Source organism: Burkholderia cepacia complex sp. TUM26381, assembly GCF_057439935.1.
This window is the reverse complement of record NZ_CM172008.1, coordinates 756,883-782,860: the sequence shown is the minus strand read 5'-3', so window position 1 is coordinate 782,860 and position 25,978 is coordinate 756,883. Positions and strand designations below refer to the sequence as shown.

The 25,978-nt window shown below is 64.3% G+C and carries 25 protein-coding genes and 1 pseudogene; 16 read left to right on the top strand and 10 right to left on the bottom strand.

Going from position 1 to position 25,978, the window contains the following annotated elements; translation table 11 throughout:
- The 5 genes from ACWMMN_RS35400 to ACWMMN_RS35380 all read left to right on the top strand — a co-directional run bounded on the left by ACWMMN_RS35400 (position 1) and on the right by ACWMMN_RS35380 (position 5,710).
- Positions 1-1,599 carry an MBL fold metallo-hydrolase gene (locus tag ACWMMN_RS35400; protein ID WP_226196798.1) on the top strand — a complete coding sequence of 533 codons (1,599 nt, stop codon included), beginning with the start codon at positions 1-3 and terminating at the stop codon, positions 1,597-1,599.
- A gap of 65 nt (positions 1,600-1,664) precedes the next feature.
- The gene (locus ACWMMN_RS35395; RefSeq protein WP_486424163.1) at positions 1,665-3,101 is read left to right on the top strand and encodes a serine hydrolase domain-containing protein; all 1,437 of its coding nucleotides are present in this window, start codon (positions 1,665-1,667) and stop codon (positions 3,099-3,101) included.
- A 7-nt stretch (positions 3,102-3,108) separates the two neighbouring features.
- Positions 3,109-3,552, top strand: coding sequence for a GNAT family N-acetyltransferase (locus tag ACWMMN_RS35390; RefSeq protein ID WP_486424162.1), 444 nt, complete (start codon positions 3,109-3,111; stop codon positions 3,550-3,552).
- On the top strand, positions 3,549-4,796 hold the full coding sequence (locus ACWMMN_RS35385) for an MFS transporter (RefSeq protein ID WP_059241800.1): 1,248 nt from the start codon (positions 3,549-3,551) through the stop codon (positions 4,794-4,796). The genes ACWMMN_RS35390 and ACWMMN_RS35385 overlap by 4 nt, the downstream gene beginning before the upstream one ends.
- Positions 4,797-4,891: 95 nt before the next feature.
- Positions 4,892-5,710 (top strand): aspartyl/asparaginyl beta-hydroxylase domain-containing protein, encoded by an 819-nt coding sequence (locus ACWMMN_RS35380; protein ID WP_081052122.1) that lies wholly within the window; start codon positions 4,892-4,894, stop codon positions 5,708-5,710.
- Between the two features lie 329 nt (positions 5,711-6,039).
- On the opposite strand, the gene ACWMMN_RS35375 is transcribed toward ACWMMN_RS35380, so the two are convergent.
- Positions 6,040-6,192 carry an ATP-dependent Clp protease proteolytic subunit gene (locus ACWMMN_RS35375; protein WP_226196796.1) on the bottom strand — a complete coding sequence of 51 codons (153 nt, stop codon included), beginning with the start codon at positions 6,190-6,192 and terminating at the stop codon, positions 6,040-6,042.
- A 331-nt stretch (positions 6,193-6,523) separates the two neighbouring features.
- Between ACWMMN_RS35375 and ACWMMN_RS35370 the strand changes: the two genes are divergently transcribed.
- A complete protein-coding gene (locus tag ACWMMN_RS35370; protein WP_486424161.1) occupies positions 6,524-7,135 on the top strand; it encodes a hypothetical protein in 612 nt (203 codons plus the stop codon).
- On the opposite strand, the gene ACWMMN_RS35365 is transcribed toward ACWMMN_RS35370, so the two are convergent.
- Entirely contained in the window at positions 7,130-7,471 is a 342-nt protein-coding gene (locus ACWMMN_RS35365) for a hypothetical protein (RefSeq protein WP_155627348.1), read from the bottom strand. The genes ACWMMN_RS35370 and ACWMMN_RS35365 overlap by 6 nt on opposite strands.
- Positions 7,472-7,490: 19 nt before the next feature.
- Between ACWMMN_RS35365 and ACWMMN_RS35360 the strand changes: the two genes are divergently transcribed.
- The 4 genes from ACWMMN_RS35360 to ACWMMN_RS35345 all read left to right on the top strand — a co-directional run bounded on the left by ACWMMN_RS35360 (position 7,491) and on the right by ACWMMN_RS35345 (position 9,970).
- Positions 7,491-7,820, top strand: a complete 330-nt coding sequence (locus ACWMMN_RS35360) for a hypothetical protein (protein ID WP_059241794.1) — start codon at positions 7,491-7,493, stop codon at positions 7,818-7,820.
- A gap of 12 nt (positions 7,821-7,832) precedes the next feature.
- Positions 7,833-8,654 (top strand): DUF2491 family protein, encoded by an 822-nt coding sequence (locus ACWMMN_RS35355; protein ID WP_059241792.1) that lies wholly within the window; start codon positions 7,833-7,835, stop codon positions 8,652-8,654.
- A gap of 219 nt (positions 8,655-8,873) precedes the next feature.
- Entirely contained in the window at positions 8,874-9,482 is a 609-nt protein-coding gene (locus ACWMMN_RS35350) for a hypothetical protein (protein ID WP_256087425.1), read from the top strand.
- Positions 9,483-9,718: 236 nt separating this feature from the next.
- Positions 9,719-9,970 carry a YkvA family protein gene (locus ACWMMN_RS35345; protein ID WP_059241788.1) on the top strand — a complete coding sequence of 84 codons (252 nt, stop codon included), beginning with the start codon at positions 9,719-9,721 and terminating at the stop codon, positions 9,968-9,970.
- A 21-nt stretch (positions 9,971-9,991) separates the two neighbouring features.
- Here ACWMMN_RS35345 and ACWMMN_RS35340 read toward each other — a convergent pair whose 3' ends face one another.
- The 3 genes from ACWMMN_RS35340 to ACWMMN_RS35330 form a co-directional block, all read right to left on the bottom strand.
- On the bottom strand, positions 9,992-10,870 hold the full coding sequence (locus ACWMMN_RS35340) for a hypothetical protein (RefSeq protein ID WP_256087424.1): 879 nt from the start codon (positions 10,868-10,870) through the stop codon (positions 9,992-9,994).
- Positions 10,871-10,943: 73 nt separating this feature from the next.
- Positions 10,944-12,047 (bottom strand): porin, encoded by a 1,104-nt coding sequence (locus tag ACWMMN_RS35335; protein WP_342706401.1) that lies wholly within the window; start codon positions 12,045-12,047, stop codon positions 10,944-10,946.
- A gap of 97 nt (positions 12,048-12,144) precedes the next feature.
- Positions 12,145-13,656 carry a PTS transporter subunit EIIC gene (locus ACWMMN_RS35330; RefSeq protein WP_486424160.1) on the bottom strand — a complete coding sequence of 504 codons (1,512 nt, stop codon included), beginning with the start codon at positions 13,654-13,656 and terminating at the stop codon, positions 12,145-12,147.
- 344 nt (positions 13,657-14,000) lie between these two features.
- Between ACWMMN_RS35330 and murQ the strand changes: the two genes are divergently transcribed.
- Together murQ and ACWMMN_RS35320 are read left to right on the top strand one after the other, a co-directional pair.
- Positions 14,001-14,897, top strand: a complete 897-nt coding sequence (murQ, locus tag ACWMMN_RS35325) for an N-acetylmuramic acid 6-phosphate etherase (protein ID WP_486424159.1) — start codon at positions 14,001-14,003, stop codon at positions 14,895-14,897.
- Between the two features lie 168 nt (positions 14,898-15,065).
- Positions 15,066-15,758, top strand: a complete 693-nt coding sequence (locus ACWMMN_RS35320; RefSeq protein ID WP_256087421.1) for a GntR family transcriptional regulator — start codon at positions 15,066-15,068, stop codon at positions 15,756-15,758.
- Positions 15,759-15,835: 77 nt separating this feature from the next.
- Here ACWMMN_RS35320 and ACWMMN_RS35315 read toward each other — a convergent pair whose 3' ends face one another.
- On the bottom strand, positions 15,836-16,765 hold the full coding sequence (locus ACWMMN_RS35315) for a LysR family transcriptional regulator (protein ID WP_059241778.1): 930 nt from the start codon (positions 16,763-16,765) through the stop codon (positions 15,836-15,838).
- 265 nt (positions 16,766-17,030) lie between these two features.
- Between ACWMMN_RS35315 and ACWMMN_RS35310 the strand changes: the two genes are divergently transcribed.
- The gene (locus ACWMMN_RS35310; protein WP_059241775.1) at positions 17,031-18,221 is read left to right on the top strand and encodes a M24 family metallopeptidase; all 1,191 of its coding nucleotides are present in this window, start codon (positions 17,031-17,033) and stop codon (positions 18,219-18,221) included.
- An 81-nt stretch (positions 18,222-18,302) separates the two neighbouring features.
- Here ACWMMN_RS35310 and ACWMMN_RS35305 read toward each other — a convergent pair whose 3' ends face one another.
- A complete protein-coding gene (locus ACWMMN_RS35305) occupies positions 18,303-18,635 on the bottom strand; it encodes a GAF domain-containing protein (protein WP_174993888.1) in 333 nt (110 codons plus the stop codon).
- Positions 18,636-18,773: 138 nt separating this feature from the next.
- Positions 18,774-19,469 carry a hypothetical protein gene (locus ACWMMN_RS35300; protein ID WP_155627346.1) on the bottom strand — a complete coding sequence of 232 codons (696 nt, stop codon included), beginning with the start codon at positions 19,467-19,469 and terminating at the stop codon, positions 18,774-18,776.
- A gap of 831 nt (positions 19,470-20,300) precedes the next feature.
- Here ACWMMN_RS35300 and ACWMMN_RS35295 point away from each other — a divergent pair.
- Positions 20,301-20,792 (top strand): annotated as a pseudogene (locus ACWMMN_RS35295) (transposase family protein); the annotation flags it as partial.
- Between the two features lie 398 nt (positions 20,793-21,190).
- Here ACWMMN_RS35295 and rpoD read toward each other — a convergent pair.
- Positions 21,191-23,026: an RNA polymerase sigma factor RpoD gene (gene rpoD / locus ACWMMN_RS35290; protein WP_404823527.1), complete on the bottom strand. Its 1,836-nt coding sequence runs from the start codon at positions 23,024-23,026 to the stop codon at positions 21,191-21,193.
- Positions 23,027-23,503: 477 nt separating this feature from the next.
- On the opposite strand from rpoD, the gene ACWMMN_RS35285 reads away from it, so the two are divergent.
- Complete coding sequence (locus tag ACWMMN_RS35285; protein WP_174993891.1) at positions 23,504-23,710, top strand: type II toxin-antitoxin system VapB family antitoxin; 207 nt, start codon at positions 23,504-23,506, stop codon at positions 23,708-23,710.
- Positions 23,707-24,090 carry a type II toxin-antitoxin system VapC family toxin gene (locus ACWMMN_RS35280; RefSeq protein ID WP_174993892.1) on the top strand — a complete coding sequence of 128 codons (384 nt, stop codon included), beginning with the start codon at positions 23,707-23,709 and terminating at the stop codon, positions 24,088-24,090. The genes ACWMMN_RS35285 and ACWMMN_RS35280 overlap by 4 nt, the downstream gene beginning before the upstream one ends.
- Positions 24,091-24,488: 398 nt before the next feature.
- Here the strand turns inward: ACWMMN_RS35280 and ACWMMN_RS35275 are convergent, their stop codons facing one another.
- Positions 24,489-25,064: a hypothetical protein gene (locus tag ACWMMN_RS35275; RefSeq protein WP_486424158.1), complete on the bottom strand. Its 576-nt coding sequence runs from the start codon at positions 25,062-25,064 to the stop codon at positions 24,489-24,491.
- Between the last annotated feature and the right edge of the window lie 914 nt (positions 25,065-25,978).

Here is a 25,978-nt window from a genome sequence, read left to right as displayed (position 1 = left end):
ATGACCCAGATCTACCTGAAACCGAACGTCGTCTTCGAACCGCTGATCAATCAATGGTATGCGTGGACGTTCCTGCTGCAGCCGGCGACCTGCGCGCTGGTGATGAAGCAGGTACACCTGCGCATCATGGAGTCCTTCATCCGCGCGCCGGAGCTGCACCGGCGTTCCGCCGCGAAGATGGCCGGCGGGCCGTTCCTCAACGGCGGCCGGGAGCTCGTGCCGGCGGTCGATGCGCTGATCCGCGACACCCGCACGCGCGCCGCGCCGCTGCTGGCGCTGGCGGACGCGCTGCGCGAGCTCGACGAGCTGCTTGCACGGGAAGGGGGCGGCGATACGCTGTCGCCGCTGTATGCGCGGGTGCCCGAGCCGTTGAAGGGGTTCGTCGAGCTGGGCTACGACCTGCGCGGCCACGCGTCGTACCGGCTGTTCGAGCGGTTGCTGTACGACAGCGCCGGCTATCTCGACGCGCTGCAGAGCGTGAACGGCTTCCTCGCGACCAGCGACGACCGGAGCTTCATGCTCAGCACGCCGCGCTTTCCCGACGAGCACATGGTGCAGATCCGCCTGCCGTTCCGTGACGCGCTGTACGACGAGCTGTTCGCGGCCCGCCACGCGGGCGCCGCGCCGGACCTGATCGACCGTCTGCTCGCGCATGCGGAGGGCGGTGCCGCCCGGCGCGCGGCGCTCGAAACCTGGTTCACCGACGCGCCGCCGCCGCGCCCGCCGTCGGCACCGGCGCGCGCGGGGCAGCAGCCGGTGCGGGTGCGCTACTTCAACCATGCGACGGTGCTGGTCGAAACCGCGGAATTTTCGCTGCTGACGGATCCGATCGTCGGTTATCCGCTCGGCCAGGGCGAGGATCCGTTCACGTTCGCGGATCTGCCCGAGCGCATCGACTACGTGCTGCTGACTCACAACCACCAGGATCACATCGTGCTCGAGAGCCTGCTGCAGCTACGGCACCGGATCGGCACGCTGGTGGTGCCGCGCAGCCACGGCGGGTTCCTGCAGGACCCGTCGATCCGGCTCGCGCTCGAGGCGTGCGGGTTCGAACGAGTCGTCGAGGTCGGCGAGCTGGACAGCGTGCCCGTGCCGGGCGGCGAGATCGTGGCGCTGCCGTTCCTCGGCGAGCACGGCGATCTGCATATCGCCGCGAAGATGGCCTTCGCGCTGAAGGTGGACGGCAAGAGCATGCTGTTCGCGGCCGACTCGAACAACCTGCAGCCGGAGCTGTACCAGCGCATCGCGCAGCGCATCGGCCGGATCGGCACGCTGTTCATCGGCATGGAGTGCGAAGGCGCGCCGATGTCCTGGCTGTACGGCGCGCTCCTGAACGAGCCGCTCGGGCGGCAGTTCGACCAGAACCGCCGGCTGAACGGCTCCGACTGCGAGCGTGCGTGGCCGCTGGTCGAGTGCTTCGCACCGCGCCAGGTGTTCGTCTATGCGATGGGCGCGGAGCCGTGGCTCAAGTTCATCTCCAGCATCGAATACGCGCCGACCTCGCTGCCGATCGTCGAATCGGACAAGCTGATCGCGCGCTGCCACGCGCACGACATCCAGTCCGAGCGGCTGTACCTGAAGAAGGAAATCATCCTCTGAGCGCGGGCGGCCGCGCGGCCGCCTGCACCGTCTCGTCGAATCGTCGAACCAGGAAAACATTCCCCATGCCGGATCGTCATCCGTCCCGTGTCGCTACCGTCTTCAAGATGCTCGCCGCCACCGCCGTGCTGCTGCTGGTGATTGCCGCGGGCGTGCTGTATTGGGCGCTGCCCGCCGCGACCGGCTATGCGTCGCATTACCTGTGCGTGCGCGTGCTCGCCGGCGGCGACGGCAATGCGCGCGCCGTGTTCGCGCGCGAAGTGAAGCCGATCAATCCGTTGTTCAACTTCGTCACGTACCGGATCGACCGTGCGCGACAGACCGTCGAGGCCGCCGGGCTCGGCGTGCTGCGCGCGACGGTCGCGCTGTACCGGCCGGGCCTCGGCTGCACGCTCGCGCCGGCCGACGCGCTCGACGCGTTGCGCATACAGGGCCGCGGCCTCGCGCTGCCGCCCGCCGCGGCCGATGCCGACAACGTCGACCCCGCCGGCGATGCTGTGCCGTCCGATGTTCCGCCGGCGCTGCGCAGCGTGCTGGAGCGCGCGGTGGCGGAGCCGTCGCCCGGGTCGCTGCGCAACACGCTGGCCGTGGTCGTGCGACAGGACGGCAAGCTCGTCGGCGAGCGGTACGCGCCGGGCGTCACGGCCGACACCCCGTTGCTCGGCTGGTCGATGACGAAGACGGTTACCGCATTGCTGGCGGGCGTACTGGCCCGCGACGGCAAGCTGACGCTCGCGCAGGATCGCCTGCTGGACGACTGGGCATCGCCCGGCGATCCGCGCCAGGCGATCCAGTTGCGGAACCTGCTGCAATGGACGAGCGGGCTGGACTACCAGGAAGGCTATCTGCCCGGCTCGGACACGACGAAGATGCTGTACCAGTCGACCGACATGGCGCGCTTCGTCGCGAGCCGGCCGCTGAAGGTCGCGCCCGGCCGCGAGGTGGACTACCAGAGCGGCGGCAGCGTGCTGGTCGCGAAGATCGTCGCGCGGGCGGTCTCGCCGCAGCCGCTCGACATCGTGCCGTTCGCGCGGGCGCGGCTGTTCGAGCCGCTCGGCATCCGCACCGCGATGATGGAGCCCGACGCGTCGGGCACGCTGGTCGGCGGCAGCTACATGCTGGCGTCGGCGCGGGACTGGTCGAAGCTCGGCCAGTTGATCCTCCAGCACGGCGTGTGGCATGGCACGCGCATCGTCGATCCCGACTGGGTGCGGTTCATGGCGACGCCCCAGGCGGCGCGGCACGACGGCCGGCTCGGCGCGCATCTGTGGCTGAACGCCGGCGTCGGCGGCGCGCGGCGGTTTCCGTCGCTGCCGGAGGACGTGACGATGATGGACGGCTTCAATCACCAGCTGGTGGTGATCGTGCCGTCGTGCCGCGCGGTCATCACCCGGCTGGGCGCGACGGTGGACCGCAGCTGGGACACCGAACGCTTCGTTGCCGACGTGATGGCGAGCCTGCCAGGCTGCGCGGCCCCGGCAACCACGACTGCTGCGAGGTAAGCGAATCATGACGATCATCGTACGTGACGCGGTGGCCGCCGATATGCCGGCCCTGCGCGAACTGTTCCTGAACTCGCGCCGCGAGACTTTCGTGTGGCAGCCGGCGGGTGCGTTCCAGCTGGCCGACTTCGAGGTCCAGACGGAGGGCGAGCGGCTGAGGATCGCCGAGGACGGCGGCGGGCGGCTTGCCGGCTTCGTGTCGGTCTGGGAGCCCGACCATTTCATCCATCACCTGCACGTGTACCGGCCGCGCCACCGCAGCGGCGTCGGCCGGGCGCTGCTGCGCGCGCTGCCGGGCTGGCCGGCCACGCGCTACCGGCTCAAGTGCCTGCGCGCCAACGCGCCGGCGCTGGCGTTCTATGCCGCGTGCGGCTTCGTCGAGATCGGCGCCGGCAGCGCGGAAGACGGCGAGTACCTGCTGCTCGAGTCCGGCGGCAAGGACGGCCGATGACCGTCCACCTGCGGTACTGCCTGCAGCAGGCGGCGTTGTGGGGCACCTTCGGCCTCGTGCTGCCGGTCGTCACGCTGTTCCTGCTGCACAACCATTTCACGCTGTTCGAGATCGGGCTTTACGCGGCGCTGTTCAGCCTGTCGACCATCGCGCTGGAACTGCCGTTCGGTGCGATGGCCGACCGCGTGGGCCGCATCCGGACCTATCGCATCTCGCTGCTGATGAACAGCGTCGGCTGCGCGCTGATGCTGTGTTTCAGCCAGAAGCCGATGCTGTACCTCGCCGCGGCGAGCTTCGGCGTCGCGCGTGCGATGAGTTCCGGCACCGTCGACGCGTGGTACGTCGGCCTGCTGCGCGAGCACGGCGAGACGAAGCGGATTCCGTATTTTCTCGGCCGCGCGGAGCTGGCCTCCGCGCTCGGGCTGGCGAGCATGTCGCTGGTCGGCGGCGTGCTCCCGGACCTGATCGGCAGCCGCCTGTTCGACAACCCGTACAAGATCGGCCTGGCGCTCGCGTGCGGTCTGTTCATCGTGCTGCTGGGCCTGACGTCGTGGTTTTTCGCCGAGGCCGAGCAGGCGCCGCACGAGGCGGCGCCGGCCGGCAGGATGCTCGACGATCTTCGCGAACTGGTCCGGTTTGCGTGGCATGGCGGCGCGGTGCGGCCGCTGATCCTGCTCTGCATGCTGCTCGGCGGCGTCGTGTCGGTGCTGGAAAGCTACTGGCCGGTGGTGTTGAAGACGCTCGTGCCGACGCATGGCGCGACCTGGGCGTTCGGCCTGTTCCTCACGCTGATGCTGGTCGTGAAGGGCGCGGGCGGCTGGGCGTCGTATCGCGTGATGAAGCATTGCGCCGCACGGCCGGCGCTCGCCGTGACGCTGCCGTTCGCCGGGCTTTCCGTGAGCCTCGTGCTGACGCTTTGGGCGAACCACGTGGTCGCATTCGGCGTCGTGCTGAGCGGGGTCGCGCTGTTCCTCGGCATTGCCGGCGCGGTGGTCAACGCGGTGCTGCATCACCGGACGCCCGATGCGTTGCGATCGCGCGCCGTCTCGTTCTTTTCGCTGGTGTTCCAGCTCGGCAGCATGATCGCGTCGATCCTGCTCGGCTACCTGGTCAGCCAGTGGGGCGTGCAGGCGGTGTGGTGCGGCGTCGGCGTGCTGGTCGCGGCGGCGTCCGGGTACGGCGCGTCGATCGGCGGCTGGGCTGCCGGCCCGGTGGAAGAGGCGAAGGCGACGGCGCGCGTGTAGGGCCGGGCGCGCCGGTTCGATTCAGGTGCGATGCGTCATGCGGTAGCGGCAATCTTTTTCGTTTTGTCACCCCACGATAGCCAAGGAGAGCGACTTTGAAACAGGAGATGCACAACGCGATTCACGAGACGCTGGATGCGCTCGTGTCGCAGTACGGGATAGCGGAGCTCGAACGCGTGATCGAGTTCGTCAACATCAACACGGGGCGGGTTCCGCTGCCCGAGTTGCCGAAACATCAGCGGCCGTTGCTGTTCTATTTCCCGGGGCTGGACGGGAAGCCGTGGTACGAGGCGTCCGATTATCCGGAGCTCGAGGCGTTCACGTCGACGATCGAGGCGTCGGTCGACGTGCTGCGCGAGGAGTTTCTCGCGCAGGTGACCACGCCGATGCTGCTGCCGTACGAAGAGCAGGTGGCGGGACGGTTCGAGTCGATCCGGCGCAACGACTGGGGGTCGTTCTATTTCCGGCGCAAGGGCGAGCCCGAGGTCGAGGAGAATTGCCGCCGCTGCCCGCGCACCGCGGCGCTGATGCGGCAGGTGCAGGATTTCCTCAGCCCGAGCGGCGCCTTCATCTTTTCGGTGATCCAGGGCGGTACGCGGATTCCGCCGCATTCGGACACGACGAATCTCAAGCTGACCTGCCAGCTTCCGCTGATCGTGCCGCAGGGCTCGCGGCTGCGCGTCGGCGACGAGACCCGCGAGTGGCCGGACCGCCGCGCGATCATATTCGACGACACGTTCGAGCATGAGAGCTGGAACGACAGCGACGAGCCGCGGGTTTGCCTGCTGGTCGATATCTGGCATCCGGGAATCACGCGTATCGAGCGGGACGCGGTCGAGCGGCTCGACGCGGCGATCAGCCAGCATCTCGGGCTGGATTTCCGGCCGCCCTGGGCGGAAGCGGCCGCGGCGTAACGCGGGGAAGGGCGGCCGGCGGCGGTCGCCTTTCGATCATCGACCGATAGCGGTCCGGCCGGGCCGCCGCGCCTGGTTTTCGACGCACGCGCCATTCGTGAACAATCGGAAATGCGCCCGTTGCGGCGCCGTCAGCGATTCGCGATGCGTTTGTCGATTTCCGGTTCGGACGACACGATTTTGATTGCCGGCCTGTATTTCGCCACCCCTTCCGCGCTCAGCCGGAAATCCCACGCGGTATCCGGCGTCATCGTTTCCATGGATTGGTCCGTCGCCCGACGAAGAGGCGATTCGGCCTGTCGCGCATCCTGACGATTTCATCGCGGCAACTATCCCGGGTCGCCAGCCGCGCTGCGTGACGCGGCCGGCGGCCGATGCAGCAGAAAGCGGGTCTTGGCCAACGTTCGGCGATCTTCCTTCCTGGCTGCCGCTTCAATCCACGCGCCTGCGCTTGCCAGCCAGCCAGCCCCATCCGAAGGCAATGCCTCCGGGTTCGATAAAACGGATCGTCCAGGGAAATAATCCGCCGGAATGATGCATTCGGGGTCAAATGGTCACGCAAGCTTCCTTCAGACTTGTTAGGATTGTAGGCGCGGCGAAAGGGGGGCTCGGCTCGCGTATCGCACGGCATGCGCAACCGGATGGCGCCGGGGCGGTACGAAAACCCGCGCATGACAACGGGCCGGAACGGCAACTGAGAGACCGGCGACTGGCCCGAGCAGACTCAATTTTGAACCACAAGGACGTCAACAACATGAAGGCCACACGCCTCCAGGTCGCTGCGACACTGGTCGCTTTCGCGCTCGCTACGGGATGCCCGGCGCCGATCGCCTTTGCCAAGAGTTCCGGTTTCAGCTCGAGCCGCTCGTCGTCCGGATCGAGCTCCGGGTCCAGCCGTTCGTCGTACAGTTCAAGTTCCAGCTCCAGCTCGAGTTCCAGCCGGTCCTCCTACGGTTCGAGTTACGGCTCCAGCTCCAGCTCCAGCTCCAGCCCCAGCCGCTCCTCTTACAGTTCCAGTTACGGGTCGAGCTCCAGCCGCTCGACTTACAGTTCGAGTCCCAGCTCAAGTTCCAGCCGCTCCGATTACAGTTCGAGTCCCGGCTCGAGCTCCAGTCGCTCGACTTACAGTTCGAGTCCCAGCTCCAGCTCCAGCCGCTCCGATTACAGTTCGAGTCCCGGCTCGAGCTCCAGTCGCTCGACTTACAGTTCGAGTCCCAGCTCAAGCTCCAGTCGCTCCGATTACAGTTCGAGTCCCAGCTCGAGCTCCAGTCGCTCGACTTACAGTTCGAGTCCCAGCTCAAGCTCCAGCCGCTCCGATTACAGTTCGAGTCCCGGCTCAAGCTCCAGCCGTTCCTCTTACAGTGCGACCCCCGGCTCCAGCAGCTCATACAGTGCGTCGAACTACAAGAGCGCTTCCGCTTATGACGCACCGGCCCGTTCGTCGGCCAGTCCGTCCGATGGGTCCGGCACGTCCGGGAAGTCGGGGTTCAGCAGTTCGGGCTCGAAGAAGGTCATTGCCGCGACTGCGCTGGGTGGGGCGCTGTATGCCGCCCAGTCGAGCCGTGACGCGGCTGCGACGCTGAATTCGAGCGAGTCGTCGCACAGCGGCAGTGATGGCAGCAACGCCAGCAACAGCAACTCGCCCGACCACGGCACGTCCAGCAATCCGCATTCGTACGGGGCGCGAAACGACGCGCCGCCGCCGCCGTCGTACAGCGCACCGCCACCGCCGGTCGCGGCACAGCCATCCAATGGCAGCAACGGGCTCCTGCTCGGCTATATGCTCGGGCGCAGCAGCGCGCCGCGCGAAACGGTCGTCGTGCAGCAGCCGGAGAGGCGCGCGTCAGATTCGGGCAATGCGTCGGTGTATCGGCACGCGCCCGACGACGATGCGACGCCGGATGCCGAGGTCGCCGCATCCGATGTCCAGCATGCCCAGGCGGCGAAGCCGCCGGCAAAGGAACGCAAGAACGTGTGGCTGGGTGCAGTCGTGGTGTTGGGCGGCCTTTTTCTCGCCGTGTGGCTTGTCGTCGCGCTGTTCAGACGTGCGCGCCGCGCGTGGTTGGAGCGGAAGGCACGCTACATGTCCCACACCAACTACCGCCTCTGAGAAACGACGCACATGGGAATTCTTGAACTCGCTCGCCGTATCGGCGGAAAGCGCCTCGACGATCTTGCGCGCGCGCAGGTCGATCAACCGGAGCGGGTCGACACCGGGCTGCCGTTCGGCGCGCGTATCGGCGGCATGATCGAGCTGGTGCTGGCCGATTTCGCGCTGCTCGAAGGGTCGCTGCTGGTTGTGCCGCCGGCTGTGCAGATGCCGATCGTCGCGGTCAGCCGCCTGCATGTCGACGCCGATGCGGATCTGTCGATCTTCCGGCTGTACACGGATACGGGCACGGACAGGAACGGGCAGGGTGCGTTCCTTCAGGTCATGACCGGCAACGACGATCCGCGGGATGTGCGCGAAACCGCGTACTACCAGTTCCTGTATCGCGAATATCCGCTGACGGCCGAGGAACAGGACGCCTTCCGCGGCCACGGCTACGGCCTCGGGCAGGACCGCTACGACATGGATCGCGACGAGCTTGCCCAGATCGCACACCTCGCCACGCAGCCGGCACGCGTCGATGCGCTGCTCGGCGGCAACGACGCGATCGGCTTCGAGCGCGATGCGCCGGGCGGCGACTACGTCCGGCCGTGGACGGCCAGGGAGCGCCGGCTGGACGACGGCGTCGGCCAGAAGGGCGTCGAGAAGACGCATTCGTTCATGCAATACGTGCGGCGCCTGCCGGCCGGCCCGGCGCAGGAAAGTGGCCCGATCGAGCGCCTGTGGATCGATTTCGAGCATGTCGAGACGATGGACGGGCGTCCGGACGAGGCCGTCTGGGTCGACTATTTCGCCGGTCTTGCCATCGATCCGCTGCGCGTCAAGGTTTTCTGAGGCGCGAAGCCGCCTCGATCCGTTCGCAACCCGCAACCCGCAACTCGCAACTCAAGATTGACCAAGGAGCACACCATGTCTGGCTGGAAACTCGTTTCGTCGCTTCTCGCGAAACACGTTGGTACCGTAGGCGACCGCCTCGCGCAGCAGATCGCCGCATTCGATCCGGAAACGGCGACGCAAGTCGACCGCGACAACCTTCAGGCGAAGCTGCACGAAGTGGCGGTCAAGCTGGCCGAGGCCAGGCAGAAGAACGGCGCTGCGCAGAAGGCGGCCGCGGATCTGAAGGCGAGCATCGACGGCGACATGAAGGCGGCGGTCGTGCTGATCGACAAGTTCGAAAAGCAGGAGATCAACGAGCTGACCCTGACGCAGTTCACCAACGATCTCGAGCGTCGCAAGCAGGATCTGCCGCGGCGTCAGGCCGAAGCGGACGGCGCCCAGCAACTCGTCGATACGCTGCAGGAAATTCTGACGACCGTCGAAACCCAGGTGAACGAGTTCGACGCGAAAGCGCGTGCGGCGATGGCCGACCTCGCGCAGGCACAGGCCGACCGCGAGCGGGCGCAGTTGATGCAGCAACAGCAGGATGAACTGAGCCGGCTGCGTGCGGGCACCGGTGGCGCGTCGACCGGGCTCGGCGCGTTGCAGGCGGCGGCCTCCCAGGCGCGCGTCGCCGCGGATGCCGCGCAAACGGTGGCGGCCATCGGGCAGAAACCGCTCGATCAACAGGCGGCGGTCGAAGAAGCGCGTCGCATCGCGGCAGGCGGAGCGGCCGCGGGTTCGGAGTCGGCGGTCGAGCGCTTGCGCAGGCTCTCGCAGTCGTAATCGACGAGGCCGCGCGCCGGCGATGACGGCGCGCGGCTCGGCGGTGCCAAGGCGGTGGCGGTACGGCGTGCCCGGATGCCGCGCTTCCGGAAACCGTCGCGCGCAGTCCGGTGACGTCGCGCAGGCGTGCATCGGCCGGCGAACCTGCAAAGTCGAGTCATGGCCGGCGTCGAGGTCGGGCGGCACGGGAATCGGCAAGCTGCTATGCTCGATTGTCCTCACCGGAGAATCGCCAAATGAGACGCTTGCTCCTGCTCTGGAAAACCGCCCGACGCGACCTGCGCGTCCTTTGGACCGCCCTGAGCCACCCTGATCGTCCGGGTTGGCTGATTCCCGTGCTCGGGCTCGTCGCCGTCTATGCGCTTGAGCCGTTCAATATCGCGATACCGCTGCTCGGTCTCGTCGACGATGCCGTCCTGGTGCCGATCGTCCTGCACCTGATCGTCCTCGGGCTGCCCGTTTCGCTCCGTAGCGCGGCCGTACGGTAGCCCGACACGCTCACGCGTCGCTCAGAGGCTGTCCAGAAACGCCTGCGTGACCGCAACCCACGGCCCGTTCCCGTCATTGTTCGCATCGTATTCGACAGCAGGATTCTGGCCGCCCCAGATGATCAGGCCGGCCGCGCTGGTGCTTCGGATCGTGTTCAGCATGCTTTGCCAGGTCGACGCGGGAATCAAGGTCGTGTTCTGGTCGTAGTACTGCGGCCAGACGTACGGAAACACCGGATGCGTGCCCGTGCTGCTCTGGCGATCGATCGTCCCGGTGGTGGCGAGGTCGGCGTTGAGCTGCGGGGCCCATGCCGCGCCCGTATACGGCGATGTCCCGTTGGCCTTCACGTATTCGCTCGGGAAATACGCGGTCCGGCCGTTGTTGAGATCCATCAATTGCGCGATGTCGCGATAGGCGCTGGCTGAATCCACGGTGCTGATGTTGGCCGCATTCGCGAGCCCGTACCACCCGAGTACGCGATTGGGGCGAATCGCCTGGGTCCATTGCTGGAGTTGCTTGAGGATCGCGAACCGGTTGGCAATCGTCGCCGTGCTGCCGGTCAGGTACAGCTTTTCGCAGTCGAGCACGAGATAGCCGGCCGAGTCGGCCGGCGTCGGATCGTACGTGTTGACCAGTGCCTCCCAGTCGCTCTGCGACGGCAGCTTCACCTTGCCTGTCGATGCATCGTACGTGAGCGGCTGGCAGTAACGGGCCGGGATGAAGTTGGTCTTGACCGCGCCGTGTCCGAGCGAGACATCGGCATAGGCGGTGTTGTCCAGCACGGTAAACGACGATGCGGCATCGACGTCGCGTGGATGGGTGACCGCAAGCGCGATCAGTGCTGCCGTGCCGACGCCGGCTGCGACCAACGAGCGCGGGCGGATGGATCGGGAATGCATGGTTCGACTCCAGGTTGGCGAGGTGGAAGAACGTGGCGCGATGCGCAGGGACTGCGCCGACCGGCCACGCCGGCTAGAACACTGTCTCGATGCCGGCATAAACGCCGGTTTGTCCATGGCCCGGCGCGGGGTTCGTGCCCCAGCCGGCGTTCATCGGCCCGAGCCCCGGGCTTTGTGGATTGACGCCGAAATTGGCGTTGGCGCTGTTGAACACGTGCGCGGCCATGCTGTACAGGAAGGTCCGCTTCGACAGGTCGTACATGCAGCCGACGCCGACCATCGTCACGCGCGACTCGCCGTCGTGATCGGCGGTCCACTTGCCGGGGCCGACCTTCATCGTGTAGGCCGCACCCTGCAGATGGAAAAACGGGTTCACGTCGTATGTGAGGCCGGCCCACCAGAGGTCGGCGCGATCGGACAGTCCTGCCGGCGTGTCGGGTGCGGAGTAGTGGGTGTAGGCGGCCTGCACGCGAAACGGGCCGAACCGGTCGCGCACGCCGACGAACAGCTCGCGCGAGTAGCTGAACAGGTTGTTCTCGATACCCTGCGCGTTGCGGATCTCGTCCCACACCACCCGCACCTGGAAGTCGCCGTGCGTGTAGGCGCCGCTGAAGCCGTCCGCGCGCCCGGCCTTGCCCGCGTTGGCCGGATCGCCCGCATTGAAGCTCGTCGGGCTGTTGCCCAGGTTCAGCTCGGCGTCGAACGAGAAGCCGTGCAGGTCGGGCGACAGGTAGCGGATGCCGTTGGAGAGGCGGGAGCCGTTCCGGTAGGCGACGAACGACTGGGCGCCGAAATTCTCTTCGAGCAGCGGGTCGTATTCCCACACGTAATTGTTGAGCATGGGCCCCTGGCCGAAGCGGATCGTGCCGAAGGTGTCGTTCTTCAACCCGACCCAGGCCGCGCGCTGGAAGATCAGCCCGGCGACCAGCGAACCGGTCGGCGTGAACGCCGACTCGAGCCAGAACAGCGCGTGATTGCCGTTCCCCAGATCTTCCGTGCCCTTCAGGCCGATGATGTTGACGCCCCAGTCGCTGCCTTGCGACCAGCGCGACGCGGCCCCGTGCGACGTCTGCACGCCGCTCGTGTACTGGACGTCGCCGCCCAGGCGCCCCCATAGCAGGACGTTCGATTGCGCATGTGCGAAGGTCGTTACGAAGCATGCAAGCGCGAAAGCCATTCCGCTTTTCATGTATTTAGCTATCCATATTGAATGGGGCGATAAAGAGACGACCGACTCCGGTGCGACCGCCTTGTCTCGATGCCGCGCGGCGCGCTCAGTGCGGCTGCCGTACCGGCAGCGGCCCGTCGGCGAGCGGTTCGGCGCGCTGCGGGGCGGGCCGGATGAACTGTCGCCGCTGATCCTGCGTCAGCCCGAAGAACCACGTGAGCACGAAAGCCGATGCATAGGCTGTCGCCGTTGCGAGGCAGTAGACCGCGACGCTGCTGCCCAGCCCCATCGGCCCGGTGACGAGCGGAATCAGCATCAGGTTGGCCGGGCCGATCGTGGTCGCGCCGACAAAATCGCCGTGACTGGCGAAGTACCCGAGCACGAGCGCGCCGATGCTGCCGCCGATCGACGACGTGACGAGCGGGCGCCCGAGCGGCAGCGTGACGCTGTAAAGCAGCGGCTCGGATACGCCCAGCATGCAGGTCGGCAGCGTGTCGCGGATCCGCTGTTTCAGGCCCGCATCCTTGACGCGGAAATAGAGTGCGAAGGCGGCGCCGGCTTGCCCGCAGCCGGACATCGCGAGAATCGGGAACAGCGCGGTGAAGCCGTACTGCGCGATGAGTTGCGCATGAATCGGGATCAGCGCCTGATGCAGGCCGAACATCAGCAGGCCCACGAACGATGCGGCGAGGATGAACGCGGCCGGCATGCCGCCGACATTCAACAGCAGCGTGGTGAGCTTGCTGACGCCGTTCGTCAGCACGTCGGCCACCGGCATCAACACGAACAGCGTCGCGACGCCCGCGACGAGCAGCGACACCGTCGGCGTCACCAGCGTCTCGATGGCCGGCGGGACCCGCGTGCGCAGCTTGCGCTCGACCAGCGCGACCAGCACGCCGGCCAGCAGCGCGCCCATCAGTCCGCCCTGGCCAGGCCGCAGCGCGATCTCGCCGAGCAGCGGCAGCGTGAACGCGGGGAGCTTGGTCAGCGCCGGCACGATCATCACGCTCGCGGCCGCGCCGCCGAGGCTCGGCGTGCCGTCGAATTCGCGCGCCGCATTCATGCCGACCTGGATGACCAGGAACGCGAAGAACGCGGTGCCGATCGTCGACGCGACGGTGGCGAGGAAAGTCAGGTCGCTTGCGCTGTCGGGCGGCGAGTGCCGGGCCCAGAGCAGCAGCAGGCCACCCAGCGCGTTGATCAGCCCCGCGCCGACCAGCGCGGGAATCAGCGGCGTGAAGATCGCGGCGATGCGGCGCAGGAATCCGCGCACGGCGTGATTGCCGCGCCGGGCGGGCGCAGCCGGCTTCGCGGCGGGGGCGTCGTCTTGCGGGCGCGTGCCGCTTGCCTCGTGTTCGCTCAATGCCTGCGCGAACGCGCCCCAGACCTGTTTGACCGCGCCCGGGCCGATCACAACCTGCAGCGGATCGCCGGTCACCACGCCCAGCACGCCGGGCAGTTGCCGCAGCGCGGCCGGATCGGCGAGCACGGGATCGGCGAGGTTGACGCGCAATCGCGTCATGCAATGCGTGTGATTTCGCACGTTCCGTGCGCCGCCGATCGCATCGAGAATCGCGTGGGCCAGTGCCCTGAACCGTTCTGCCGTCTCTGCCGCCATGCTTGCTCCTGTCGAATACCGAACCGCCCCGGTCCGGGGGGCGGATACATTGAACCGTCGATATATTGGAACGTACCAATTCATATATTGGTTGGCAATAGGTAGTTTTTGAGAAGCTGTCCAGAGGTTGAGTGGATAGCTTTTCCGTCCTGGAGATAACAGGGGCTGGATCGTGTGGAGCGCCTTTAATCTATTTATTATCAGTAGTTTAGTGGCGCTATGGGGTGAGCCGAGCCGACGTCGACGGTTTCCGGGAGATGGCTGTCACTGAATCGACGATTTACAACCAATGCCATACCAATTATGATCAAGGCCATCCGTCACCCAACCTGTGGAGTGCAACCATGCCGCTGGACCGTTTGATCACCGAGCAGCCGAACGTCTTCAGCGCCAACCTCGACCAACTGAGTATCGAGGAAGGCGTGGCGTTGATGAATCGCGAGGATGCGTTCATCGCGCCATGCGTGGCGCGTGCGTTGCCGTCCATCGCGGCGGGCGTGCGGATGGTCGCGCAGGCGCTCCGCGCGGGCGGGCGGCTCGTGTACATCGGGGCGGGCAACAGTGGGCGGATCGGCTATCTCGACGCGCTGGAGTGCCAGCCGACCTTCAGCATGTCGCCGCGGGAAGTCGTGGGCATCGTCGCGGGCGGTTTCGTCGGGGTGTCCGAGGGCATCGAGGATTCCGCCGAAAGAGGGCGAGCGGATCTGGAAGGCATCGACCTGCGGCGCGAGGACGTGGTCGTCGGACTGACCGCGAGCGGTCGCACGCCCTATGTGATCGGTGCGCTTCGTCATGCACGCCAGATCGGCTGTCCGACCGTATCGGTGGCCTGCAACAGCGGGAGCGAGGTCGGCGCGGTTGCCGAGGTCTCGATCGAAGTGGACTGCGGCCCCGAGATCCTGGCCGGGTCGACACGCCTGAAGGCCGGGACCGTGCAGAAGATGGTCTGTAACATGCTCTCGACGCTGTCGATGGTTGCGCTCGGCAAGACCTATGGCAATCTGATGGTCGACCTGCAGGTGCACAATCACAAGCTGCAACTCCGCGCGCAATCGATCGTCGCGCAGGCCGCCGGCGTCTCGCCGGAGGTCGCGGCGCGAACGCTCACCGAAGCGGGCAACCGCCCGCGGATCGCGATCCTGATGCTGCTGGCCGGGTTGAGCTGCGGCGAAGCCGAGGCGCTGTCCGTCGAGCACGGCGGATCGATTCATCATGCGCTGCAGTCGCGCAAGCCGTCCTGATGCCGTGCATCGCACCGTGTCGCCTGTTCAATCCTGACCATTTCTAGTGTATCGATGACGGAACGCAGCCTGGATGACCTTCTTTCGCCCGACCCGCAACCGGGCGCGCACTTGTTCAGTCCACCGCAGGTGGCCGAGCTGCATGCGCCATCGCCGGGCGGCGCGCGAATGCCGATTGCATCGCGGCTCGCCCGGATGCTGCGCGCGCTCATCGTCGACGGCACGATGCAGACCGGGGAGAGCTTTCCGCCCGAGCGGGAACTGGCCGCGCAACTGCAGGTGTCGCGCGACACCGTGCGACGCGCGATCGAGGAACTGATCCGCCAGGGGCTCGTCGAAGCGCGGCAGGGTGCCGGGACGTTTGTGTCTGCGCGCGTCGAGCAGCCGTTGACCGAGATCACGAGTTTCTCGGACGACATGCGCCGCCGCGGCTTCAGCCCGGGATCGCACTGGGTCAAACGCGAACTGCGTCGCCCGACGCCGGAGGAGTCGCTCGCGCTGGGTCTTGCGCCGGATTCGGTCGTCATGCACCTGGAGCGTGTCAGAACGGCGGATTCCGTGCCGATGGCGATCGAGCGCGCGGTGCTGGCCGCCGAACTGCTGGGCGGCAACCTGGAGTTCGGCGATTCGCTGTACGGCGCGCTGAATGCCGCGGGCATTTGCCCGGTCAGGGCGCTTCAGCGGCTGCGCGCGGAACTGGCGTCCGAACTCGACGCGGCGTTGCTCGGCATCCGCAGCGGCGATCCGGTGCTGCACATCGAGCGCCGCTCGTTTTCGGCCGAGGGGCGGCCGCTCGAACTGACGCGCTCGTTCTACCGCGGGGATCGTTACGACTATCTCGCCGTGATGGGAAAGGGGTGATGGTTTGACGGGTCGGTTCCCGCTGATCGGGCCGGATGATAGTCACACCCGAGCGCGTAACTGACAGCGCTTCAGCGTCAAGCGCGCGGCGAAGCTTGTGTGAAAAGTGACGCGATGCTCTGCCGCAGCCATTGGTGCGCGGCGTGACTGTCCCAGCGCTGATGCCAGATCATGCAGTAAGGCCGCACCGGCATCTGAACCGGCAATCGGCGCGAAATCAGTGAGTCCTTGTACGGGCTGAGATCGAGCAGCGAGGTTGGCAGCACGCCGATGAAGTCGGATTGCGCGATGATCGCGAGCGCGGGCGAATAGTTGGGCAGCGTGAGTAGCAGGTTGCGCCGGTGCGAATGCGCGGCGAGGATGCTGTCATAGAGCGGAGTCGAGGTTCCCGGAAACAGGACATCGAGGTGCTGAGCGCCCAGAAAGCGCGGGAGCGTCAACGCACCTTTCTCGAGCGGGTGCCCTTTGCGCATCAGGCAACTCCACTGGATTGGCCACAGCGCATGCGTACGAATACCGCTGCTCCGGTTCGCGTCGTTCAGATAGCCGCCGATCGCGAAATCCACGCCGCCGCGATCGAACAGGTTCGGCAGGTTGGCAAGATCGTACGGCACCACGCTGATCCGCATGGATGGCGCGTATCGGCCCATGTACGCGGCGAGCCGCGGCATCACACGCTCGACCGTGTAGTCCGACATCGCGAGGGTGAACGTGCCGGAGAAGCGCGCCGGATCGAACGTATCCGGTGAGATTGCCTGCCTCAGCGCGTCGAAATGCGGCTGCATCGCGGCCCACAGCTCCTGTGCGCGCGCTGTCGGGCGGATACCGGTTGTCGTCTTTTCGAACAGAGTGTCGTCGAGCGAGCGACGCAGCCGGCTCAGCGCGTTGCTGACCGCCGACTGCGAAAGCGACAGCCGCGCGGCCGCACGCGTCACGTTACGTTCGTCCATCAGCGTCGCGAACACGCGCAACAAATTCAGATCCAGCTGGCGAAAGACGTCTTTCAATTTCGAATCTCCGTGATCGCCTTGCCTGCGACGTAGCGGAACGAACCGACAACCGTTATGGATGTCAGTGATGACCCTATCACGGAAATCCGTTGGACGCTTGCGGCGTTCGTGTCGAACATGGTCTCTCGCGTGCGGCGATGGCGGGCGGGCCGATTCTTCGTGTCCGCCGTGGGTCAATGATGGCGGCGAATCCGATTCGGCAAACGTCGCCGCGCATCATTCACTGCAGAAATATGGGCGTCACAGACAAACGGAGCAACTCATGGCACATCTCGGCCGCGACGTTCGCGACTACCGCCTTCGCCTGATGCGCGAGCTGATGGATCGCGAAGGCTACGACGCACTCGCCTTCACGCAAGGCGATTTCTTCCAGTTCGTCACTAATTTCCACACCGATGTGCTCCCGTGGGAGCGCCCGATCCTCTGCGTCGTGCCGCGCAACGGCGAGCCGTTCGCCGTGTTGAACGAGTTGTCGACACATCATTGGCGCTTCACGCGCGAAGCCGGGCATCTGTGGGTCGACAACGCACACTACTATGCCGAGCATCCGCGCGTGCAGCAGCGGCTGCCGCTCGTGAGCCAGTGGAGCGAATGCGTCGCGGACTGGTTGCGCGCGGCCGGCCTGCATCGCGCACGCATCGGATGCGATGCGATCACCGGCCCGCTGTCGCGCGCGGCCGCATTGCTGCCAGGCCTCAGGATCGAAGCGGCGGCCGGCGAAACGCGCCGGCTTCGCGTCGTCAAGCATGCGGAAGAGATCCAGTTGATGCGCGACGCGAGCGCGCTGTCGGACTGGCTGCAGGACCGCTATCGCGAGAACATCCGCCCGGGCCGCCTCGTGCAGGAGCTCGACATGGCGATGGCCGCGCTGTTCGTCACCGAGGCCGCGCGGCGCTTTCCGGGCGAGCAATTCGAGGTGCTGCGCTGCTGGACGCTGTCCGGCCCCGCGAGCTGCGCGCCGCATGGCGACGGGCGCTCGGCCGGCGCGACGATCGAGAACGGTCACGGGCTCGTAAACATCGTGATTCCGCGCATCAACGGCCTCGTGATCGAGAACGAGCGCACATGGTTCTGCGGCAAGCCGTCTGCGCGGCAGGCGCAATTGTTCGACATCGCACGCGCGGCGAACGAAGGGGCGTGCGAAGCGGCGATCGCGGGCCAGCCGGTCTGCGGGATCGACGCGGCCGCACAGGCGGTGTTCGAGAAGCACGGTGTCGCCGATCTGATCCGCCATCGCACCGGACACGGGATGGGATTGATCGGCCACGAGTTCCCGGAGGACATGGCGTTCAATACCCGGCCGCTGCTCGCGGGCGAGGTTTATTCTGCGGAACCGGGGCTGTACGAATGGGGGCTGGGCGGCTTCCGGTTCGACGATACGGTGCTCGTCGGCGAGCGGCCCGAAATGCTGACGAAGGCGCCGAAGGATCTGGCGAGCCAGACGATCGCGTAACGAAAACGGTCCATGCGGGCCGTTTCGCTCAGGCAGCAGGGGAGTCGCGGCTCCCCGGCCCCTATCCACGCGGTCCGCCGTTCACACGCGCCCGATCGCCTTCAGCACCGGTGCGACCGCGCGCGACGCAAACAGCGCGATCGTCGCGAAATCGTCAGCGTCGCACCACGCCTGCTGATGCGGCAGACTCAGCGAGCCGATCGCCTGTCCCGCCCATCGCACCGGATAGTTGATCGCGCTTTCGCAGCCGAGCGAGCGAATCAGCGCGTGGTCGAAGAACGCTCGCCGCACGTCGTCGTAGTCGCGGCAGCGCCGCGGCTGGCCGCCGGTGACGATGTGATGGAAAAGCGCATCGGTACGCACGATCGGCTTGGTGCCGCCGACCGGATACGCGTCAGGCAGTATCGATATCACATTGCGGAGCGCGAAGCCTATCGAGCCGTGCGAGCGCATTACCATTCGAATGAGAAAAGTGGGGATGCCTCATCTCCATAGACGAGGCATCCCGAAAACCATCGTAACGACAAGTGAAATTGTGGCGGATTTGATATTTCAAGAAGGATCGTACTCGAAATAAACCACCTTGTAGTTGTAGCTGTAAGACTGGGCAACGGTATCGCTACAGCTCAATTTCTCCATCCATTGAGAAGTGCTGTAGTCCGAGTAAATGTACTGAAACGCAGTTGTTGGAATGCCAAGATCGCCAGCCATTGCCACAGTGCCAATAAGATTGCCAAAGTTCTTGTAATTGCTCTCAAATCCAATTTGAACCTGAAAGTCATTCATCTTGTCCTGGAGCCAGACCTGGATTACCTTTACATCACCTCCCAGCGAGGACAGAACGTCTTGGAAGAATGTGTCCATGATCTCGAGTGTGACTTTGGTGCCGCTATCTCCGTCACTCTCGCCCCCGGTTTCGGCCATGCCGTCTACGTCGTTTATCGCTTTGATGACAATATCCGGATCGAGAAAATATGCCGAATTTAGTGCCACTTGATTTCCGGTATTCTCAATGGATTGCTTGATTTGATTTGGAACATCCAGCGCAGCCTTGAAGGCTGCGCGAAGAGTTTTCTTGTCGTCACTGCTCAATTGATTCGACTCATATGCGAAGATAAATAAGTCTTTCACGGGATAAATCCAGCTCCCGTTGTCATCCTCGGTTACGTAATAGCCGCGCTCGAGGTCTTGCGGTGATGGTGTGATAGCTTTGCGCCGCCGAGCCGTTGAAACACTCTGATCATTCATAATTGTTCTCCGGGTTTCATGTAAACAAACATATCTTTTGCATCTCAATCTCTTTCGGCTGAAAAACTGCGCCACGAATGGCCAAGAGGTTGTGAAAGAGCAATTTCAATATATGGGGCATTCGCACCGGAGTCGATTACATCCTATTACAAAAGGTGGCGGAGTAAAGTTGTCATCGTTAAATTGAGATAACAAGCACTTCGATGCGCTTATTTTTTGGAAATAGGCGGGAGGTACGATTCCGGACCATCGCGGACCGGTCCGCCACAAGCGCGGTAGTTCGAGCGACGAGGTATTCAAGCGGGCCAGGACGGCCGTGAGCGTGCCGTCGCGTTTGGCGGGCCCAATCTTGTTAACGACGTTCCAGCCGCGCACGTAGCGCACGAAGCTGCGTTGGCTTGAGAGTGCGACGCGTGGACACGGACCCATGCGTGCATTTCGCAGGGCAAAACGTCGAGCGATGCCGGAGCGGGTTCGATGTGCGCTACAACGGCTGGTTGTTCGACCATAGAGGCGGCGATGGCGCGGGAGGCCGGCGCATCCGCTTCGCGTGCAAGCAACCTAAGTAGCTCGATGCGATGACATGGAATCGGCGAGCGACCGGCGACGTAGTGCCGGACGGTGCGGGTGCAACAGCGGAGTGACTGTGCGATTCGATCGATGGACAGGCCGTCAGTCTCATTCAACCTGACGGCACTGCCGGCTTTGTTGGCCACTTGATTTTACATAATATGTATGATGGATTTTTTGTTGTGTGGCGGCTAGATTGAGATGTCCGCTTTCTTGCCACGTACGCTACTCTGCCGCCGGGGGCCGGCGCCGGAGGCTACGATGGTTGCCACGGATCGGATCACGATGCTCGAACTGGACCGATTCAAGGTCATTCAGGACGTAGCGGACGGCAAGCTCAAGCCATGCCGTGCAGCGGAACGGCTGGAATTAACGACACGACAGATTCGCCGGCTGCTTGAGCACGGTCCTGCGGGTTTGGTGTCGGGATACCGAGCGAAGCCCGGCAACCGCCGTCTGGACCCAGGAGACGCCGACCGGGCGCTGTCGATCATCCGCGATCGCTACGCCGATTTCGGACCGACACTGGCCTGCGAGAAGCTCTGGGAATGTCACGGCATCGAACTGGCCGTCGAGACAGTTCGTACACTGATAATGGCCTCCGGCCTATGGATTCCGCGCCGGCAGCGGCCGCTGAAGGTTTATCAGCCGCGGGCACGGCGTGCGTGTCTGGGCGAACTGGTGCAGATAGACGGCAGCGACCATCGGTGGTTCGAGCAACTAGCGCCGGCCTACACGCTGCTCGTGCACATCAGGTGAAACATCATGCCGCGCCACATATTGGGACAAAAACGTGCGACTACATCATGCAGGCCAGATCCGCTGTGATCGGATCGCTATAGGCCGCATAGATAAATGCGAGTCGTCAATCGCCACCTGTCTGCGCTAGCGGTTTGCGGGTGGGCCATAGAAAGTCCATCGATCAACTCTGATTCAGACCTGTTGGTAACGGCAGCGGCGTGAGCTCGACAGCCGCAATACGCTTGCGTCACCGCTTGCGCTAAGGGAACCGGCCGCGAACATCAAGCCGGTCAAAGTTCTCCTCCGTGCCGCGAACCCGGCCCACAAAGGCAGCGATCACGCCGATGCGTGATCGCTGCGGGTCTGAAGCGGGGTGTCGAAAGAGGAATGTGGCGCACTTCGGTCCTTGCTCAACGCTCGAGAAAGGGCCTCAACTTGTCCGCTCGGCTGGGATGCATCAGCTTGCGCATCGCCTTGCTCTCGATCTGACGGATCCGCTCACGGGTCACGTCGAACTGCCTGCCGACCTCTTCGAGCGTGTGATCAGAAGTCGTGTCGAGCCCGAATCGCATCCGCAAGACCTTGGCCTCGCGCGGCGACAGCCCGTCAAGTGCCTCATCGATCGCTGCGCGCATGTTCGCATGAGTCGCGGCCTCGACCGGTGAGCTCGCGGACGCATCCTCGATCATGTCGCCTAGCGTCGCGTCGGCATCGTCGCCCACCGGAGTTTCGAGCGACACAGGTTGCTTGGCGATCTTGAGGATGCTGCGCACTTTCTCCTCGGGCATCTCCATACGCTCAGCGAGGACGGCGGGAGGCGCTTCCTGCCCGGTCTGTTGCAGGTATTCACGCGAAATCCGGTTCAGCTTGTTGATCGTCTCGATCATGTGGACCGGCACGCGAATGGTGCGCGCCTGATCGGCAAGCGCACGCGTGACTGCCTGCCGGACCCACCAGGTCGCGTAAGTCGAGAACTTCCAGCCGCGCCGGTATTCGAATTTGTCCACCGCCTTCATCAGGCCGATGTTGCCTTCCTGGATCAGATCCAGGAACTGCATGCCGCGGTTCACATATTTCTTGGCAATCGAGATGACAAGACGCAGGTTCGCTTCGATCATCTCCCGCTTGGCCTGCCGCATTTTCAGCTCTGCGGTACTCATCTGGCGGTTGATCTGCTTGAGCTGCTGGAGTGGCAGAGAGACCTTGGCCTCGATGTCGATGAGCTTCTGCTGCTCTGCCTGGATGGCCGGCAGATGCCGCTCGAGTGCCGCGCCACACTGTCGCAAAGTCGCCGCCGTGCGCCTAGTCCATTCAAGGTCGGTCTCGTGGCCCGGAAACGACTCGACGAACGCCTCGCGTGACATGCCACAGCGGTCGACAGCGATCGCCAGGATGCTGCGCTCGATTGCACGAACCTCGGCCACCTGTTCATGCACGCTGACACACAGGCGGTCGATCGTTTTTGCGGTGAAGCGGATCGGCACGAGTTCGCGCTGAATCTCCGCGCGCACTTGCGCAACGGCTGCGGAATGCGCTTTACCGGTAGCGGACGCATCCAGCGACTGCTCGAACAGGGCACGCACGCGCGCAAAAATCGCAAGGCTGTCGTTCGTGAGATTTTCGAGGCGGGCCGCGTTCGCTTTCTCGGAATCCCCAGCGTCCGCATCAACGTCGTCGCCGTCCGTGTCATCGTCGGAGGCGTGCTCTTCCACCTCGGCGTCATCGGACTCCAGGGCCACCTCACCTTCTTCCGCGGCGTCGCTGATGCCATCGACCAGTTCGTCGATACGCAGTCCGCCAGCAGCGATTCGGTCCGCATCGGCAAGAACCGTCGACACAACCGACGGGCACGCGGCGATTGCCTGAATCATGTCCTGCAGGCCGCCTTCGATACGCTTTGCGATCTCGATTTCGCCCGCGCGGGTTAGCAATTCGGTGGCACCCATTTCACGCATGTACATCCGGACCGGATCGGTCGTGCGGCCGAATTCGGAATCGACGGTCGACAGTGCGGCTTCCGCTTCCTCGTCTGCCTGATCATCGGATGCTGCGGCGGGCGCGGCGTCGCTCAGCAAGAGCGTCTCCGCGTCCGGCGCCTGCTCGTAGACGGCCACCCCCATGTCGCTGAACGTGCTGACGATCGTTTCCATCGCAGCCGTTTGCGTAAAGTTGTCGGGCAGGTGATCGTTGATGTCCGCGTGGGTCAGATAGCCGCGCTCACGGCCCAGGGCGATCAGCGCGCGCATCTGCCGTTGACGCTCCTCGTCCTGGCGCGCCATCGATACCACGTCCAGCGGTGTTGCGACGCCCGACGTCTTTTCCTTTGGGGTGCGGCGGCTGGTCTTTGACGTGACCGCGATCACGCGAGATGCTGAGCCGTCGCGAACTGGGTTTGCCAATACATTCTCCTCGACAAGTTGGCCGACGATCGCCGCGGGCGTGACAGGCTGGTCAAGCCTGTTGGGTGCGAACGAGATCGTGGGATGGCGCACGGACAGTCGAGGCAGGAATGCCTCTCGCGGATTCTGGTGCGCGCAGAAAGGGGAACAGGAAATTATAGCGTGCGCCGTTGTGCAGCGCAACATTCGGTCAGTTCGCGGCCCTCTTCGCCCACGAAAGTGTCACGGCCCCAGTTCAGGCCGGCAGGTGATCCGTTTATCAGCGACTGAGCCGCTGTTGAATTGATGCTAGAATTGATGCAAAAGCGCATCAAAGGAGCCATCATGCGTACCACCGTCACCGTCGACGACACTCTCTATGCGCGCGCACTCGAACTCGCCGAACCGGGCATGCCGCCGGCTGACCTGTTCCGGGCGGCACTTGAAACCTTCGTGCGTGTCCAGGCCGGCCAACGCCTGGCCGCTCTGGGCGGTCGCGCGCCCGACATGGCAGATGTCCCGCGCCGCGCTCCTGAGGTAACCTCCCGATGAGTGTGTTGGTCGACACGTCCGTGTGGGTCGAGCATTTCCGGCGGCCACTACCGGCGCTTATCCAACTTCTGCGCATCGATAACGTCCTTACACATCCACTGGTGATACTTGAGCTCACGTGCGGGACGCCGCCCGAACCGCGGGCGCGAACGCTGGGAGATCTCGCGTTACTACGCCAAACGCGCCTCGCGACGTCAGGCGAAGTAGCGGACTGGATCGAGCGGGAACGGCTGTATGGGCGCGGATGCGGTGCCGTGGATTGCACGCTGCTGGCATCGGTGCTGTTGACCCCGAGCACCCGGCTCTGGACGCGCGATCGGCGGCTCGCGCAACTGGCGGAGCAATTCGGGGTTCACTATGTACCGCCTGACTTGCATTGAGCGAAGCAGTTGCCGACTTCTTTGCGCGGTCTGTCGCCGTGCCGAGGCACGATCCCGCTTCGCTCCTCCCGATTAGGCCGCCTGCTTTCGGGGCGGGCTGCCCATCCGCGCGGCAAGTGAAAGAAGAACCCGATCAGACTGCCCGCCTACCGATTCGTTGCACGTCCGCAGTGCGTGGCGATTTTAGGTCCCGGTCTGTGTCCCATCCCGAACACCTTTCAGCACCTGCTCGATCTCTTTCTGCTTTTGGGACATAGCGGTTTTCGTTCATCGCGCGCCTTGCGCGATTGGTTGGCTTCGCCACAGCTTGTCACAATTGGTTTGCTCACCACTGTCTAGCGCGGCGTCGGTGCGCCACACGTGACAGATGTCGCCCAACACTTCGGAGACGGCTCGTCTCAACGCATAAATGAAGCGGCGACGGGCGAGACAATGACGATGACCATCGCGCAGCGATTCAGCCTGGAGTGATTCGGCCCAAAGAACGGATTCGCGGCGATCTCGGCCATCGCAACGAGGTACAGTGAGAAATACCATGTCCACAGGGCCGGGCCAATATTGTGGGATACAGCGGCGGCCGCCCCGAAACCGATGACGGTCGCAGCCGCGACCGAGGCAAGGGCTACGGCGCGAGTACTGACGTGCGCTATCAGCGCACGGAGAAGCGGTCGATCCTGCGTGATGCAAAGCCGCTCGACAGCCCACTTGGCGAACCAAAGGAACATCACGGTCATCAGCAGCGAATTGAAGGCGATGTGCTCCACCAAGAGATCAGTGCCAACGTTGGATTTGTTGAAGTAGCGGTAACCGAACCATTGAATCAGGCCGAAGATAAAGCCGATTGTGCCGAAAAATGGAAGATCGTTCCGAAGATCCCCTCCCGACAGCATCCACACTGCCCCCTGTTGTGCCATACCCGCTCCTTTACGGCTGGTTTCGATAGCGCTTCGCGCTTGCCGCGTCACCTTGGCCACGGTCCTCTCTGTAGTGGTCGATCAATCCCGGACACTGCGTTAAGTTTGCGCTCCCGGCACGTTGCGACATACTCGCCGTCGACTAACACATCTTCGCTCTGCTTGTTCTCCATCCCGTTTTCTCACCATGGTCGGTATTCCTTGAGACAACAGGACCTCGCCACCCGGCGAAGTGCAATAGATCTACGCGAGAAAGATGTCGCTGCAACGACGCATGGCCGGCCGGTCGTTTCGTGTTCGAGGCATGGCACGCTCACAAGGAGGATGTCTGCCTCGCCAACCGAAAGCCAGGATCCGGGCCCATAACCGGCGGCCCCAGGCGGCGACATCAGGGATCGGCCGGTATGCCCGGGTTCGGATATCAAGATTACAGAATTATTTATTTTCCATACGCTCCTATAAAAATTTCCCCGCTCGAAATACCATGGAACCGGTCGTCACAAAGTCAATTTTTCACTTCCCCTTGTGTCTCGGATAACCTATCATCCTCTCACCAATGTCTCCTGCATATCGGACAAAGAGCCGATAGCAATGACCAAGAGGCATTGGCAAAGTATCTGCCGCAATCTCACGAATCAATAGAAATACGGGGGCAAGGATGCGCGCACGGACAGTACCTACACCGGTTCCACCTTTCTCTTCGCGGCTGCGCAAGCATTTAACCGCCGCGACAGCCGTCGTCGCTTCAGCGCACGCCGAATGGCAGCGATGACCGGATAGAACGACGACGCTATCTGACGCATCCTCCCGGCACTTCATATTTTTCGCATTTTTGTCGAGAATTTACGATGAATTTGCGGAAGATATCTTGTTATCCGGAGTCGCGTATTAAAAGCGCCATCGCTCCCATTCCAGAAAATCGATCCGGTCATCATTAAAGACCGGCTGCATAGTTGCGCGCCGAATTGGCGCGA

What these genes read in the sequence shown, in the direction of transcription:
- ACWMMN_RS35320 (WP_256087421.1), top strand. Translation starts at nt 15,066, where the DNA reads ATGCCGATTGCATCGCGGCTCGCCCGGATGCTGCGCGCGCTCATCGTC.
- ACWMMN_RS35385 (WP_059241800.1), top strand. Translation starts at nt 3,549, where the DNA reads ATGACCGTCCACCTGCGGTACTGCCTGCAGCAGGCGGCGTTGTGGGGC.
- ACWMMN_RS35335 (WP_342706401.1), bottom strand. Translation starts at nt 12,047, where the DNA reads ATGGCTTTCGCGCTTGCATGCTTCGTAACGACCTTCGCACATGCGCAA.
- ACWMMN_RS35310 (WP_059241775.1), top strand. Translation starts at nt 17,031, where the DNA reads ATGGCACATCTCGGCCGCGACGTTCGCGACTACCGCCTTCGCCTGATG.
- ACWMMN_RS35300 (WP_155627346.1), bottom strand. Translation starts at nt 19,469, where the DNA reads ATGAATGATCAGAGTGTTTCAACGGCTCGGCGGCGCAAAGCTATCACA.
- murQ (WP_486424159.1), top strand. Translation starts at nt 14,001, where the DNA reads ATGCCGCTGGACCGTTTGATCACCGAGCAGCCGAACGTCTTCAGCGCC.
- ACWMMN_RS35355 (WP_059241792.1), top strand. Translation starts at nt 7,833, where the DNA reads ATGGGAATTCTTGAACTCGCTCGCCGTATCGGCGGAAAGCGCCTCGAC.
- ACWMMN_RS35345 (WP_059241788.1), top strand. Translation starts at nt 9,719, where the DNA reads ATGAGACGCTTGCTCCTGCTCTGGAAAACCGCCCGACGCGACCTGCGC.
- ACWMMN_RS35390 (WP_486424162.1), top strand. Translation starts at nt 3,109, where the DNA reads ATGACGATCATCGTACGTGACGCGGTGGCCGCCGATATGCCGGCCCTG.
- rpoD (WP_404823527.1), bottom strand. Translation starts at nt 23,026, where the DNA reads ATGCGCGCGCTGATCGCCCTGGGCCGTGAGCGCGGCTATCTGACCCAC.
- ACWMMN_RS35340 (WP_256087424.1), bottom strand. Translation starts at nt 10,870, where the DNA reads ATGCATTCCCGATCCATCCGCCCGCGCTCGTTGGTCGCAGCCGGCGTC.
- ACWMMN_RS35370 (WP_486424161.1), top strand. Translation starts at nt 6,524, where the DNA reads ATGCCCGGCGCCGATCGCCTTTGCCAAGAGTTCCGGTTTCAGCTCGAG.
- ACWMMN_RS35285 (WP_174993891.1), top strand. Translation starts at nt 23,504, where the DNA reads ATGCGTACCACCGTCACCGTCGACGACACTCTCTATGCGCGCGCACTC.
- ACWMMN_RS35360 (WP_059241794.1), top strand. Translation starts at nt 7,491, where the DNA reads ATGCTCGGGCGCAGCAGCGCGCCGCGCGAAACGGTCGTCGTGCAGCAG.
- ACWMMN_RS35330 (WP_486424160.1), bottom strand. Translation starts at nt 13,656, where the DNA reads ATGGCGGCAGAGACGGCAGAACGGTTCAGGGCACTGGCCCACGCGATT.
- ACWMMN_RS35400 (WP_226196798.1), top strand. Translation starts at nt 1, where the DNA reads ATGACCCAGATCTACCTGAAACCGAACGTCGTCTTCGAACCGCTGATC.
- ACWMMN_RS35395 (WP_486424163.1), top strand. Translation starts at nt 1,665, where the DNA reads ATGCCGGATCGTCATCCGTCCCGTGTCGCTACCGTCTTCAAGATGCTC.
- ACWMMN_RS35280 (WP_174993892.1), top strand. Translation starts at nt 23,707, where the DNA reads ATGAGTGTGTTGGTCGACACGTCCGTGTGGGTCGAGCATTTCCGGCGG.